Origin of the sequence: Haloferax mucosum ATCC BAA-1512 (genome assembly GCF_000337815.1) — an archaeon.
Taxonomy (GTDB): Archaea; Halobacteriota; Halobacteria; order Halobacteriales; family Haloferacaceae; genus Haloferax; species Haloferax mucosum.
Genome location: NZ_AOLN01000018.1, coordinates 600392 through 613605, shown reverse-complemented (window position 1 = coordinate 613605; position 13214 = coordinate 600392). Strand labels below are relative to the sequence as shown.

General features: G+C 67.6%; 11 protein-coding genes. 10 read left to right on the top strand and 1 reads right to left on the bottom strand.

The window, feature by feature from the left end:
- Complete coding sequence (locus C440_RS15770; protein ID WP_008321652.1) at positions 1-843, top strand: hypothetical protein; 843 nt, start codon at positions 1-3, stop codon at positions 841-843.
- 124 nt (positions 844-967) lie between these two features.
- Positions 968-2317, top strand: coding sequence for an alkaline phosphatase family protein (locus C440_RS15765; RefSeq protein ID WP_008321651.1), 1350 nt, complete (start codon positions 968-970; stop codon positions 2315-2317).
- 96 nt (positions 2318-2413) lie between these two features.
- Here C440_RS15765 and C440_RS15760 read toward each other — a convergent pair whose 3' ends face one another.
- Positions 2414-3496, bottom strand: a complete 1083-nt coding sequence (locus tag C440_RS15760) for a tubulin/FtsZ family protein (protein ID WP_008321650.1) — start codon at positions 3494-3496, stop codon at positions 2414-2416.
- Positions 3497-3632: 136 nt separating this feature from the next.
- Here C440_RS15760 and C440_RS15755 point away from each other — a divergent pair, with 136 nt between their 5' ends.
- The 8 genes from C440_RS15755 to C440_RS15720 are packed head-to-tail and all read left to right on the top strand — an operon-like array spanning position 3633 to position 13114.
- On the top strand, positions 3633-4127 hold the full coding sequence (locus C440_RS15755) for a DUF7310 family coiled-coil domain-containing protein (protein ID WP_008321649.1): 495 nt from the start codon (positions 3633-3635) through the stop codon (positions 4125-4127).
- Positions 4124-4585, top strand: coding sequence for a DUF7311 family protein (locus tag C440_RS15750; protein ID WP_008321648.1), 462 nt, complete (start codon positions 4124-4126; stop codon positions 4583-4585). Before C440_RS15755 ends, C440_RS15750 begins: the two co-directional genes overlap by 4 nt.
- A gap of 32 nt (positions 4586-4617) precedes the next feature.
- Positions 4618-6594 carry an ATPase, T2SS/T4P/T4SS family gene (locus tag C440_RS15745; RefSeq protein WP_008321647.1) on the top strand — a complete coding sequence of 659 codons (1977 nt, stop codon included), beginning with the start codon at positions 4618-4620 and terminating at the stop codon, positions 6592-6594.
- Complete coding sequence (locus tag C440_RS15740) at positions 6588-8309, top strand: hypothetical protein (RefSeq protein WP_008321646.1); 1722 nt, start codon at positions 6588-6590, stop codon at positions 8307-8309. Before C440_RS15745 ends, C440_RS15740 begins: the two co-directional genes overlap by 7 nt.
- A gap of 42 nt (positions 8310-8351) precedes the next feature.
- On the top strand, positions 8352-8822 hold the full coding sequence (locus C440_RS15735) for a DUF7283 family protein (protein WP_008321645.1): 471 nt from the start codon (positions 8352-8354) through the stop codon (positions 8820-8822).
- Positions 8800-9192: a DUF7285 family protein gene (locus tag C440_RS15730; protein ID WP_008321644.1), complete on the top strand. Its 393-nt coding sequence runs from the start codon at positions 8800-8802 to the stop codon at positions 9190-9192. The genes C440_RS15735 and C440_RS15730 overlap by 23 nt, the downstream gene beginning before the upstream one ends.
- Positions 9189-10073 carry a DUF7284 family protein gene (locus tag C440_RS15725; protein WP_008321643.1) on the top strand — a complete coding sequence of 295 codons (885 nt, stop codon included), beginning with the start codon at positions 9189-9191 and terminating at the stop codon, positions 10071-10073. The genes C440_RS15730 and C440_RS15725 overlap by 4 nt, the downstream gene beginning before the upstream one ends.
- Positions 10061-13114 carry a DUF7286 family protein gene (locus C440_RS15720; protein WP_049915917.1) on the top strand — a complete coding sequence of 1018 codons (3054 nt, stop codon included), beginning with the start codon at positions 10061-10063 and terminating at the stop codon, positions 13112-13114. The genes C440_RS15725 and C440_RS15720 overlap by 13 nt, the downstream gene beginning before the upstream one ends.
- Positions 13115-13214 lie beyond the last annotated feature (100 nt).

The following is a 13214-nucleotide window of genomic DNA, read 5'->3' as shown; positions in this document are numbered from 1 at the left end:
ATGTCAAATGACACCACACAACGTAGTGAAGAATCGTCTGAAGACGTGCCGACGACGTTCAAGCGCGCACGGTCGTACACGTTCTACCTGCTCGCGCTCGTGACGCTCGGCTTGGCCGCGATGGCAATCGCCGAACTCCTCACGTACCCTGTCATTGGTTGGGGGTCCGGTGGGAACGCGCTCGGAGAGCATCGCCTCCACTTGATGGTTATCGCGGCGAACGTCTGGATAATCCTCCTCGGCGTCGCCAGCCAGTTATACCGACCAACGAAGCGCGTCGCGCTCATGCAGGTGTCGTTTGCCGTGACGACGCTCGTCCTTCTCGGCACCGTCGTCGGCGGCGGTCCCGTCGAAGAGGTGATTCCGTTCTTCGTGCTCACGGGCTTGCTGTTGGTGTTCCACCCGGCGGGACGGAAAATCGTCTCCCTCGGTGAGGAGTACAGTCCGGCGCTGTTCGGGCTCGTCGCCGTCGCGGCGATTCCCGTTCTCGCGTTCGCGGCGAATCAGATTGGACTCCAGAGTACCGGCGATTCCCACGCGCTCGCCGGACACTACATGGAGATGACGGCGATGTCTATCGGACTCTTGCTCATGGGTCTCGTCGCGTCTGCGGGCGCACCCGGCCACCGCTTTGTCGCGTGGCTGACCGCCGGACTCGCCGTCTACTTCGGTTCGGTTTCGCTCGCGTTTCCGGCGCAGGCGTCGGCCGTGGGCGTGTTGTGGGCGGTTGCACTCGTCGCGTGGGGACTCGTGTTCATCGCCGCGAGCGAACTCCGGGTCAGCGGTCGGTCGCTGGTGGCGAACGACCGCCCACTCACGCTACCGAGACAACCACGGGCTTGAGACGGTTCCGACTGTCCGGTGAAACTCGCCGCTTACTCGGTCGCACGCGCGTCACCGTCGTATGTCGGCGCAAACACCGGCACAGAGACGAACCTTCTTATGGTTCTCCTGGATACCGTGAGGTATGGGTTTGTTCGACCGACTCCGCGGCAAGGACCACCCCCGCGTCGCCTTCATCGGCATCGACGGGGTGCCATTTAGTCTCCTCTCTGAGCATCCCGAGGAGTTCCCGAACTTCGCAGCACTCGCCGACGAAGGGTCGGCCGGTGCTATCGACAGCATCGTTCCACCGGAATCGAGCGCCTGCTGGCCGGCACTGACGACCGGCGTCAACCCCGGCGAGACCGGTGTCTACGGCTTCCAAGACCGCGAAGTCGGGTCGTACGACACGTACGTTCCGATGGGTCGTGACGTCCAAGCGACTCGCGTTTGGGACCGCGTGACCGACGCCGGCCGCAAGGCGACCGTGATGAACGTTCCCGTGACGTTCCCGCCGCAACGGAACGTCCAGCGCATGGTCTCCGGGTTCCTCTCGCCCGGCGTCGAGAAGGCCGCCTACCCCGACGACTTCCGCGACACGCTCTCCGAGATGGGCTACAAAATCGACGTGAACGCCAAACTCGGTCACGACGACGACAAGACGGCGTTCATCGAAAACGCCCAAGAGACCCTCGACAAGCGCTACAACGCGTTCGAACGCTACCTCCAAGAGGACGATTGGGACCTGTTTTTCGGCGTCTTCATGACGACCGACCGCGTCAACCACTTCCTGTTCAAAGATTACGAGCGCGACGGAGAGAACAAAGAGGCCTTCTTCGAGTTCTATCGCACCGTCGATGACTACCTCGGACGGATTCACGACGCGCTCCCGGACGACGTGACGATGGTCGTCGCGTCCGACCACGGCTTCACCTCGCTCGATTACGAGGTTCACTGTAACGCGTGGCTCGAAGAGAACGGCTGGCTCTCGTATGAGTCCGACGACCACGACTCGCTTTCTGACATCAAGTCCGAATCGAAGGCGTACTCGCTCATCCCCGGTCGGTTCTTCATCAACCTCGAAGGCCGCGAACCGCGCGGGTCGGTCTCGCAAGACGACTACGAGGCGGTCCGCGACGAACTGAAAACCGAACTCGAAGCGCTCGAAGGTCCCGATGGCAAGAAAGTCGCAGAGCGCGTCGTCGTCAAGGAAGACGCCTTCCGCGGCGACCACGACGACATCGCGCCAGACCTCGTCGTCATCCCGAACCACGGCTTCGACCTCAAATCCGGCTTCAAGGGCCACGACGACGTGTTCGGCACCGGCCCGCGAAACGGTATGCACAGCTTCGACAACGCGACGCTCTACATCGACGACTCCAACGCCGTCATCGAGGACGCAGACCTCTACGATATCACGCCGACGATTCTCGACCTCATGGACGTCGATTACGCCCGCACCGAACTCGACGGTGCGAGCCTCATCCAGCAATAATCTTCACTGAACCCGACCGCGAGGGCGACGACTGGCGGTCTCTTTTTATCGACGGGAAAAACCGAGCGCGACCGAATCGGAGACGACGGAGCGAAGTTACAGAAGGTCGTCCAGTTCGTCGTTGTGCCACATCTCGTTCGGGTCCGAGCGCTGTTCTGTCTCGGCTTGTTCGATTGCCTCGCGGGCGCGCTCCATGAACGCCTCGACGCGTTCGGACCGCTCGACGCCGCCGAGGAGGACGAGCGACGCGAGTCGGCCACTGTCGAGCGGGAAGTCACCGCCGCGGACCTGTAGACTGCCGGTCTCCTCTTCGACCCAGCGGCGCGCGCGCTCGACGCCTTTGCGCGGAATCGTATCCGGTTCACCGGCGATGACGACGAGCGCCGAGTCGGCGGTGTTGGCGTCCGGAAGGCTCGTTCCAGTCAGCACTGCGCGGCGCGTCGTGCTCATGACGGCATTGATGTTGTCTTCCGCGTCGGGCGACGCTTCGGCGCTGGCGTAGCCGAGCGCGGCGATTCCCCCAGAGCGGAGGGTGTTGATAACCTCGGACGTGTCAACGACACTTTCGCCGACGCCTTCGACCGCCTCACCGGCCGCGAGGAGGAGACCGACGCGTCGGGCGATTGCTTGGTTGATGGCGTCGAAGCCTTCGCTCATCGACTCGCCGGAGGCGCGGAACGAGTCGTTATCGACGAGGAGGACGGCGTCGGACTCGCGGGCGATGGTCTTGAGCGAGCGACCGGCGTTCACCTGATACATCGCGCCTTCGTTTTGACCGGGAAGAATACCGAGTACGTAAACCGGGACGTTGTACACGCGTTTCAACGCCTTTGCGAGTACCGGCGCGCCGCCGGAGCCGGAGCCGCCGCCGAGACCGGCGACGACGAAGATAGACTCCGCTTCGGCCGTGACACGCCCGTCCAGCGCCGACATGACCTCGGTTTGGTCCGACTGCATCACTTCGGCTCCGAGTTCGTTGTCACCGCCGACGCCGTGTCCGTTCACGCGGTCCTGTCCGATGAGCACCGTCTCGAACGGAAGCGACTGTAGGTCGGCCTTCGCGGTGTTCACCCCGACAGCGTCGAGGACGGCACCGAACCCCATCTGTTGGTCGAACGACTGGAGGGCGGCGGTGAGCTTTCCACCCGCTTGGCCCACACCAATCAGGACGGTCTTCATATTCTAATCCACTCTCGGCCCTCTCTTGAACGTTCCCCACCAAGCCCCGAGCAAGTCGTTTATTTATATACTCGCTTACATTTCTGGTCGGCGATCCCCCCGAGATTTATATCGAATGATGGGACCACCCCGGGCCATGACGAACGACCCAGTCGGACTCGACACGGACGGGAACGCCCCCGCCGCGACGGACCGAACCGCCGAACTCGTCTCGCGGCTCGACGCCGTCGAACGCACGCTCACGGGCACCGACACCGACCTCTCGAACCTCGAAGACCTCGCGGCCGTCGAAGCGCGCGTCGCCGACCTCGAATCGACCGTCGAGACGCTGACCGACCGCATCGACGAGGTTGACGCCGCGACGCAGGCGATTCGCGGCTACCTCGGCGGCGTCCGCACGGTCAACGAAGACGTAGAGCGACGCGCGAACGCCGCACTCGCCAAAGCCGAATCGCTGGAAGCGGCGCTCATCGACGAGACCGACGACGCGTTCGCGGAGGCGGTTGCCACCCACTCCCGAGACGACGCGCCGAACGAGGCGACGCGCGACGACCGGACTCGCCTCGACACCGACGCCAACGCCGACGCCGACACCGATGGCTTGGCCGCCCGCCTCCGCGACGTGCTGTGATTCGAATCGTCCTCTCTTGTCTCCTCGCCGTCGCCATCGCCGGCGTTGCCTTTCCCGCGGCGGACGCGGCGAGAGCGGATGCGACGACCGTCAAAGTTGGTTCGATGGCCGACGAACTCGCACACGCGGCGACCGCGCTCTCGAACGCCGAGGACCCGACACCGGCCGGTGTCGCGGGCGCACAACGTCACGTCACGCTCGTCGTCCCCTCGGGGTCGTGGCGTGCGGCGGGGGTCTCTCGGCTTGCGATTCGCGGCGGTGACGGCGTCGAACTCGCGGCCACTGTCACGTCGGGGGGAACCGTCGTCCGCCGGGTGGGTGGCCCGCGAGTCCGAGTCGTCGGTGACCGTCTCGTCCTTGGACCGGGACGACACCGTCTCAAGCTGACGCTCGCATCCGATACCGGCGGTGCCGTGATTGTTATCGAACCAGCTCGAACCGACTCGACGGTGGCGTAGGTTCAAATACTCGAACGCGGCCATCCCGTCGCATGCCCCTCGATTCCCTCTCTGAGACGCTCGCTTCGGCGCTTCCGGATGCGCTCGGTGACCGCCTCGCCGACGCGACTCGCGGCCGACCGACAGCGACCAATTCGGCCGACGGTTGTGAGTGCACAACCGAATTCACGACGCCGACCGACAGACCGCACGACGAGACGGTGACGCTCGCTGTCGATGCGTCGGCCTGTCCGAATCACGGTTCGTTGGCACGCTCGCCGGGCTGTCGCGCGACGGTTATCGAGGCGCTGGAAACGCGCGATGCCGACGGCGTCGTGGTCCGAACCGACGGTCTCGAACGCCGCTACGACGACGCTGCAACCGGCTTGCTCGTCGCCGCCGGTCGCTTCGCAGAACGCGTCCGATTCCACGACGACCGACTCGCCGAGCGCGCCCGTCGGGACCCGCTCGCCGCCGCCCACGAGGCCGACGGTCGCGCCGGTCCGGTCCGTCGCGCCGCGGTTGAGGCGGGTCTCTCGGAGGGTGTTTCTCGAACGACCGACTACGACGACGCATTCCGAGCGGTCGTCGGACCAACCCTCGCTCGCTCGCGCATCGACCCGCGCTCGCCGGCAGAGGGGCGACTCGTCGGCACGACCGACCTCGACACCGGTGCTGTCGCTCGCCGCTACGAGACGCCACGCGGCCCCGTCTACCACCTCGAACCGCCGGAATCGAGACTCGACCAACGGGCGGCGAAAACGCTCGCCGACGCGCACGACGCGCTCGCTCGCGGGACGGTCGAAGCCGGTGCGCGCGCACCGGGTCGTGCCGTTCGCCACGTCGCCGACTCCGACGCACCGGTCGAGACGCTCACGACGATTCTGAAAAAGCACACGTCGGGCCACGGCGTCCTTGACGACCTGTTTTCGGACCCCAGTGTCTCCGACGTGTACGTCTCGACGCCCGCCGACGAGAACCCGATTCGCGTCGTCGTCGATGGAACCTCGATGCTGACGAACGTCCGTCTCGCACCCGGCGGTGCCGAATCGCTCGCCTCTCGGTTGCGACGGGTGAGCGGCGCGTCGTTCTCCCGCGCCGACCCGACGCTCGACACGGTTGTCGATGCTGGCGGCGTGAGCGTTCGTGTCGCGGGGGTGACCGCGCCGGCGAGCGACGGACTCGGTTTCGCCTTCCGCCGGCACGACGAGACGCCGCTGACGCTCCCCGCGCTCGTCGCAAACGGAACGCTCTCCGCTGACGCGGCGGCGCTCTGTTCGCTCGCGGCCGAACGCGGCGCGTCGATGCTTGTCGCTGGGTCGCGCGGCGCGGGCAAGACGACGTTCCTCGGGTCGCTTCTGTGGGAACTCCCGAGCGACGTTCGAACGGTCCTCATCGAAGACACGCCGGAACTCCCGGCGTCGAGCCTTCGTTCCGCCGACCGCGACGTGCAAACGCTTCGGACCGACACGACTGGGGGTCCGGAGCCGACACCACAGGAGGCGCTTCACGCGGCGCTTCGACTGGGTGACGGCGCGCTGGCACTCGGTGAAGTCCGCGGCGAGGAGGCCGCAGTTCTCTACGAGGCGATGCGCGTCGGCGCGAACGCGAACGCCGTTCTCGGCACGATTCACGGCGACGGTGCCGCGGACGTCCGGGAACGCGTCGTCTCCGACCTCGACGTTCCGGCGGCGTCGTTCGCGGCAACCGACCTCGTCATCACGTGCGAGCACGCGAACGAACACCGCGTTGCCCGCGTCGAGGAAGTCCGCTCGACCGGTGACGCCGGCGACGACACCGGGTTCGAGACGCTGTTCAGTCACGACGGCGACGCGCTCGTTTCGACGGGGGCGGTCGCACGAGGCGATAGCCTCGCAGTCGAATCTCTCGCGCGTCCGGGCGAATCGTACGCGGACGTACTCGCCGCGCTCGAATCTCGAACCGCTCGTCTCGACTCGCTCGCCGAAACCGACCGGACAAGGCCCGCCGACCTCGCCGCGGCTCGCACGGAGCGTGACTCCGAATGGTGAGGTCGTTCGCCCACTCGGCCGCGACGGCCCTTGCGCGGTTCGCCCCCGCGGATGTCGAACCGAGCGACGAGTTGCGGCGCTCTCTCGCGTTCCTCAGATGCGACCTCGACGCCGAAACCGTCGTCAGCGCGGGCTACGGTGCGACGGTTCCGGCAGGGCTCTTCGCCGGACTACTCGCGCTCGTCGCCCGATTGCCGACGCTCTCTGTCGTTTTCGTCTCGCTCGCGGGCGCGCTCGGTGCCGCCCACGCAGTACACACGCTCCCGGTTTGGCTGGCGACGCTTCGCCGAACGCGGGCGCTCGGGAACGCTCCGGAACTGGTCGGCCGCATCGCCCTCCGGATGCGTATCGAGCCGTCGGTCGAGCGGGCGGCCGGATTCGCCGCTCGCACCGACGACGACGCGCTTTCGAACTCACTCGCCGCACACACGACACGCGCTCGCGGAACACCGACGACCGGTCTCGGCGAGTTCGCCGACGCGTGGCGCGAGTGGTTCCCGGCGCTCGACCGGGCGACGGCGCTCCTCCAGACGGCCGCAGACGTTCCGGACGGCGAACGAGACCGAACGCTTGACCGCGCACACGAGGTCGTCCGCGAGGGAACACAGGACCGCCTCGCGGATTTCGTCGGCTCGGTTCGCGGCCCGATTACCGCCGTCTACGCCTTCGGCGTCCTGCTCCCGCTCGCGCTCGTCGGCGCACTTCCCGCCGCGCGCGTCGCCGGCGTCGGCATCGACGCGACACACGTCGTCTTTCTCTACGATATCGTGCTTCCGGCCTGTCTTCTCGGCGCGGTCGGATGGGTGCTCGTCCGCCGCCCGGTCGCCTTTGCGCCGCTTTCCGTGGACGCCTCCCACCCGGCCGTTGACGACAACCGACTGGTTGCGGTCTCCGTCGGCGTGGGTGCCGGACTCGCGGGCTTCGTCGCCGTCAACGCGCTCGTCGCGTCGTGGGCGGCACCGCTCGCCGCAGTCGGTCTCGGCGTCGGCCTCTCGCTTTTCGTCGCCGCGCGCCCGGTCATGGAACTCCGGGACCGCGTCCGGGCGGTCGAAGACGGTCTCTCGGACGTGCTCTATCTCGTCGGCCGCGCCGTCGGTGAGGGCGAAGCCGTCGAATCCGCGCTTGCCCGTGCCGCAACGTCGGTTCCGGGTGCGACCGGCGAACTGTTCGAAGATGCCGTCGGCGTCCAGCGTCGGCTCCGCGTCGGCGTCGTCGAATCGTTCCGCGGCGAGTACGGCGTCCTCGACTCGGTCCCGAGTCCACGAGTGGCCGGTGTCGCAACGCTTCTCGGTCTCGCCGCCAGCGAGGGTCGCCCCGCGGGTCGCGCTATCGTTTCGATGGCCGACCAACTCGCCGCGCTCTCGCGTCTCGACGCCGAAGCGCGCCGCGAACTCGCGTCGGTTACGGAGACGCTCTCGAACACCGCGGCCATCTTCGGTCCGCTCGTCGCGGGTGCGACTGTCGCGCTCGCCGACGGCATGGGTCCCGCGCGGACGCTCGACGATGCGGCCGTCACCGCGCCGATGGCGACCGGCGACCTCGGCTTCGCCGTCGGCGCGTACGTGCTCCTGTCCGCGATTATTCTCACGACGCTCTCGGTCGGTGTCGAGTACGGACTCGACCGCCACCTCGTCGCATCGCGGGTCGGCAAGGCGCTCGTCTCGGCGACGACGACGTTTCTCGTCGCGTTCGTCGCCGCTGGCACGCTCGTCTGAGCGGGCGGAGGTTTATATACTCGAACGGGTCCATCCCGGTCTATGCTCGACGCACCGCTCGATTCACTGTACACGTGGACCGCGCTCTCGGTGGCCGCGACCGTGCTTCTCGGCACGGTTGTCGGGCTTCCGACTACGCCCGCGCCCGACGCGTCCGGCGTCGCCGACACCGTCGATGGTGTCGCCGTCGCAGAGTACGACACGACGGCCGAACAGCCGCTCACCGCCGATTCCGTGCGTCTCGGCCCGAAGCGTATCGGCCTCAGAAACGACGGCGGAACCGCTCACGCGACGTTCGCGTTCGGTCCGATTACGCCCGCGACGCCCGACTCGCCGCTCGGGTCGGTCGCAATGGGTGCGAACCCGACCGCAGTCTTCGACTCGCCCGCCGACTTCGCCGCCGCCGCGGACGCCGCGCGCCACCGAAAGGCGACGTGGCGGTCGGCCGCCGAATCGCTCGTCGTTCGCCACGTCACCTGGGAGGAAACGGATGTCACCGTCGTCGTCGTGTAGGGCACAGACCTCGCCAGTCGCCGCGCTCACTGCGCTGTTCGTCGTTTGTGCGGCCCTCTCGTGTTACGCGACGGTCCTCGACCGGTCGCTTCCGACCACGGACCGCGACCTCGCGCCCGCGACGCTCGACAACGTCGAATCGGCGCTCGCAGACGATACCGGCACGGTCAACCTGTCGCGGCTCTCGGCCGCACCCGCGGCGTGTCCCGATGGCTACTCCTGTCGCGTCGTCGTCGCGGTCGATGACGAACGGCGGGTCGTCGGTCCCGACGCGCCGACGGACGCCGATAGCGACTCGACCCGCGTCAGCGTCCGAATCGAACCCGGTCGCGTCGGGTTCGGCACGCTCCGCGTGGAGGTCTGGCGATGACCGACGTCGCTCTCGACGTGACGCTCTGTCTGCTCCTCGTGAGCGCGAGTGTCGGCATCGTCGCCACGGCTGATTCCGGCGTATCCGGCGTGACTGGCGGCAACGCGGTCGATGCCGACGGCATCGCGTCGTCACTTGCGACGAGCACGGCGACGGTTCACTACGACCTCGAACCCGGCGTCGAAAACGTGGCTCCGTCGCTTCTCGAATCGCCGGACGCTATCGACGCCCGCGAACTCGACCGAACCGCTCACGGCAGTCTCTCCGGGTTGCTTGCTCGCTCGGCGCTCGGCGCGGTTACGGTCGATGGCGTTCGACTCACCCACGCCCGCGACGACTTCCGAACTGCCGTCGGGAGTCGCGTCGAATCGGAACTTCCGGCCCGTGGCGTCGCCGTTGCGGTTCTGTGGAGACCGTTCCCCGGAGCGTCGGTTCGGGCCACGGACAGCCTCGGCTCCGACGCCCCGACCACCGCGACGGTTCACTCCGCGACGCTCGACGTGCCGAGTGGGTTCCCGGCGGCGCGCGAGGACGCGGTCGCCGCCAGCGACGACGGCTTCGATGCGGTCGCCCGCGTCGTCGCATGTCGCACCGTCGCCGGGCTGTTCCCGCCCGACCGGACGCGCCTCGCGCTTCGCGGCGACGAACCCGTTTCGACGTTGATGACCCATCGCTACGAGCGCGCCGGCGCTCTCCTGAACGCCTCCGTCGAACCCGAAGTCGCCCGCGAAGAAACCCGCGCCGCGAACGCCGACCTCGCGGCCGCGTTGACCCCGAAACTCGCCGCTCAGATGCGGTCGAACTACGACTCGCCTCGGGACGCCGCCGAAGCCGTCTCGGTCGGTCGCATCACCGTCGTCGTCAGGACGTGGTCACTGTGAGACTCGCGGACGACGACCGGGGTCGAGTCCCCTTCGCCCTGCTCGGCGTGCTCCTGCTCGTCGGCAGCGCGACGTTCTCCGGCGCGCTCTCGACGCACGACCCCGTCGCGGACCGCCGGGTCGGCGAAGCCGTTGACCGTGCGTCTGTCCAAGCGGACGCCGCGGTCCGCACGGCCGTCGGCGACGCGGCACGCAACGCCGCCGCAAACCCGGTCACGACCCCGGCAAACACGACCGTCGGCCGGGTACTCTCCGAGAACCAGACGTTCCGCGACTATCTTCGCCTCCGAATCGCACTCGCCGCGACCGAACGACTTCGCGCCGTCTCGGTCCAGCGCGGCGACGTCAACGCTTCTGCTTCGCTTCCGCGGCCGACGAACGAAACGAGTCTCCGCGCGGCGCTCGAACGGGTTTCGATACGCTCCCGCGAGAACGGAACCGTCCTCGTCGCAACCGTCGAAAACGTCTCTATCGACGTCGAACGCGGCGGCAACCGGGTCGCAAACGAATCGGTGACGACCACCGTCGGTGTTCGGACGCCGGTGCTCGCGCTCCACGACCGAACCGAAGCGTTCCAGCACCGACTGGACGCGAGCGCGACGAACGGCGGGACGCTCGACGCGACGGTGACGACCGCGCTCTGGGCCGCCGCGTGGACGCGCGGGTGGAGCCAGTACGCCGGCGCACCCATCGAAAACGTCGTCTCGAACGACCACGCCGAACTGGCGACGAACGCTGGCGTCCTCATCGCCGAACAACAGACGTTCGGCGCGACAGACGCCGATGCCCGCGGAGCGATCGGCCGTTCCGCCGTCCAGATGGGGGCCAAGAGCGTGCTCTCGCAAACTGGTGTTCCGGCCGCGCCCGAACTTGCGAACGCGCTTCCCGCCCCCAACGAGGGAACGAACAAGCCCCCGAAGACGGTTCCATCGAACCGCACTCTCAACGGCTCTGTCGGCGCGGCGGCGGACAGTTCTCTCGTCTCGATGCTCGACGGCCGCGGCGACGGTCCCTCGTTCGACGGCGTCGTCTCGGATGCACACAGCGCGACGATTTCGGTCGAATCCGACGTCCGCGTCATCGAGGATATCGACACGTCGCCAACACCGCCCGGCGACGACTGGAAGTTAGTAGACGAGACGACAGACTCCGACGCGTCCGTCACGTCGGCGCCGACGCGCACGCCCGCACTCGATTCCGACACTATCGTCGTCGATACCGGTTCGCGGGTCGTGACGCGCAGTGAAACGACCGTTCAGACGTGGCGACGCGGAAACGAGACGATTGAGACACAAGGACGCACGAAGACGAAGACGCGCGTTGACCTCGCGGTCGTCGTGGACCCCTACACGGTTCCCGGCCCGTCGCGTCCCATCGCCCCCGCGACGTCGGCCGGTGGCGCGCTCGATGGCGAGAACTTCGCCGCGGCCGCGTCGGACGCGGAAGACGTGATTTCGACCCACGGCGGGTTCGACGGTCTCGCACGCGATGTCGCCGCGGGGGACACCCCGTCGGCGGAGACGACTACCGCGCCGCGAGCGCCGGGCTTCGGCTCGTGGGTTCGCACCGACCTCGTCGAACTCCACCAGCGCGTTCGCAACCGCAGTAAAACGGTTCCCGCGCGCGACGTCGCCGCGGGGAAGGTGAATCTCGCGTCCGAACTCGCCGCCGACCTCCGAGCCGACCGTCGCGCGCTCGTCGATGCTCCGGCCGCTTACGACGGCGTTTCGGACCGAGCGCGCAGTGCCGTCCGTGCCGCGTATCTCGACCGCGTGCTGGCCGAACTCGACCGCCGAGCGAATCGAACCGCAACCGCGACGGGGGCGGCCAGTGACGCGGCACAGGACGCAAACGTCGGGTCGCTCTCGGACGCGGTCTCGGCGGAACAAATCGCTCGGTCGGCGCTCGGCACGGCGCGTCCGAACCGAACTGACGACCAAACCGGCGTCCGGTTCGTTCCCGACGCGGACCCGATGTACCTCTCGCTCGGCGGTCTCTCCGGGTCGGCTGTGCCGACCGTCGCGCGAGACGGAACGTACCACCCGCTCGTCGCCCGCAACACCAACCTGTTTACGCTCCCCTACGGCGACGCAACCGACACGATTCTGTCGCCGATTTTCGGCGCGCGGCATCGAGTCTCGCTTCGAACCGCGGCCCAGACGCTTCTCGCCGCAGACGACGTGCTCGCGGGCACGAACGAGACGAACGAATCGCTCACGAACCGTCGAGACAGACTCGAAACCGCCGTCACTCGGGCGACCGCGCCGTCGAAGCGGGCGGCCCGAAACGTTCTCGCCGACGAAACGAACGCCTCGCTGTCGGAGCGTGAGGACGCGCTTCAGACCGTCTTCGGCAGGTGGGACAATCCCGCGAACGACGCGCTCGCCATCACAAACGGTACCGCCGCGCGACGCCTCGCAACCGAAGTCGCAGGCACGGGCACGGCCGAGGCGGACATCCTCGAACTCCGACTCGAAGCGGCGTTCAAGGCCGCTCGCAAAAACGGTGGCTCGACAGTGGCACAACGACTCACGAACCGAACCGTCGAAACGACCCGGACTGCCCGACAGAAAGCCGTCGCGGGAATGGCGACCGATGCGGCGATGGCGGCCACCGAAAACGCCGTCACCAACCGCGTGAACGAGACGCTGAAATCCCGGTTCAACAGCTCGTTCAAGCGCGTACCGGCTGGGATGCCGGTCGCACCGGTTCCCGGGTACTGGTACGCGACAGTCAACGTTTGGGACGTCGCCGTCGCGGGCGAATTTGGTCAATTCAGGGTGCACGCTCGCGGCGACACCGAATCACTGACCTACGCCCGCGATGGCTCTTCTGTCGCGCTCGATTGGAACGGCGACGGCCTCGCCGAGACGGTCGGCCGCGGCGACCGAATCTCGTTCGACGTTGAGACGGCCATCGTCGTGGCTGTCCCGCCGTCCGGCGTCGGCGTCGGCGATATCGACGGCGATGCCGACGAGCGTTCGGAAGGGTGGAAGGGCGGTTCCGGCTGTACCGTGCCTGCCGACTGCCGCGAGCCGTGAGCGCCACGTCGCGTCGGGGGTATCGGGTCGGCGCGACTCGCGGTGGACGGCGGGTTTCGCGCCGAGTGACAATCGTTTTGCCGCCTCGACGCCCAACCCC

Coding starts and splice junctions, on each gene's coding strand:
- C440_RS15770 (WP_008321652.1), top strand. CDS start 1: ATGTCAAATGACACCACACAACGTAGTGAAGAATCGTCTGAAGACGTG.
- C440_RS15765 (WP_008321651.1), top strand. CDS start 968: ATGGGTTTGTTCGACCGACTCCGCGGCAAGGACCACCCCCGCGTCGCC.
- C440_RS15760 (WP_008321650.1), bottom strand. CDS start 3,496: ATGAAGACCGTCCTGATTGGTGTGGGCCAAGCGGGTGGAAAGCTCACC.
- C440_RS15755 (WP_008321649.1), top strand. CDS start 3,633: ATGACGAACGACCCAGTCGGACTCGACACGGACGGGAACGCCCCCGCC.
- C440_RS15745 (WP_008321647.1), top strand. CDS start 4,618: ATGCCCCTCGATTCCCTCTCTGAGACGCTCGCTTCGGCGCTTCCGGAT.
- C440_RS15740 (WP_008321646.1), top strand. CDS start 6,588: ATGGTGAGGTCGTTCGCCCACTCGGCCGCGACGGCCCTTGCGCGGTTC.
- C440_RS15735 (WP_008321645.1), top strand. CDS start 8,352: ATGCTCGACGCACCGCTCGATTCACTGTACACGTGGACCGCGCTCTCG.
- C440_RS15730 (WP_008321644.1), top strand. CDS start 8,800: ATGTCACCGTCGTCGTCGTGTAGGGCACAGACCTCGCCAGTCGCCGCG.
- C440_RS15725 (WP_008321643.1), top strand. CDS start 9,189: ATGACCGACGTCGCTCTCGACGTGACGCTCTGTCTGCTCCTCGTGAGC.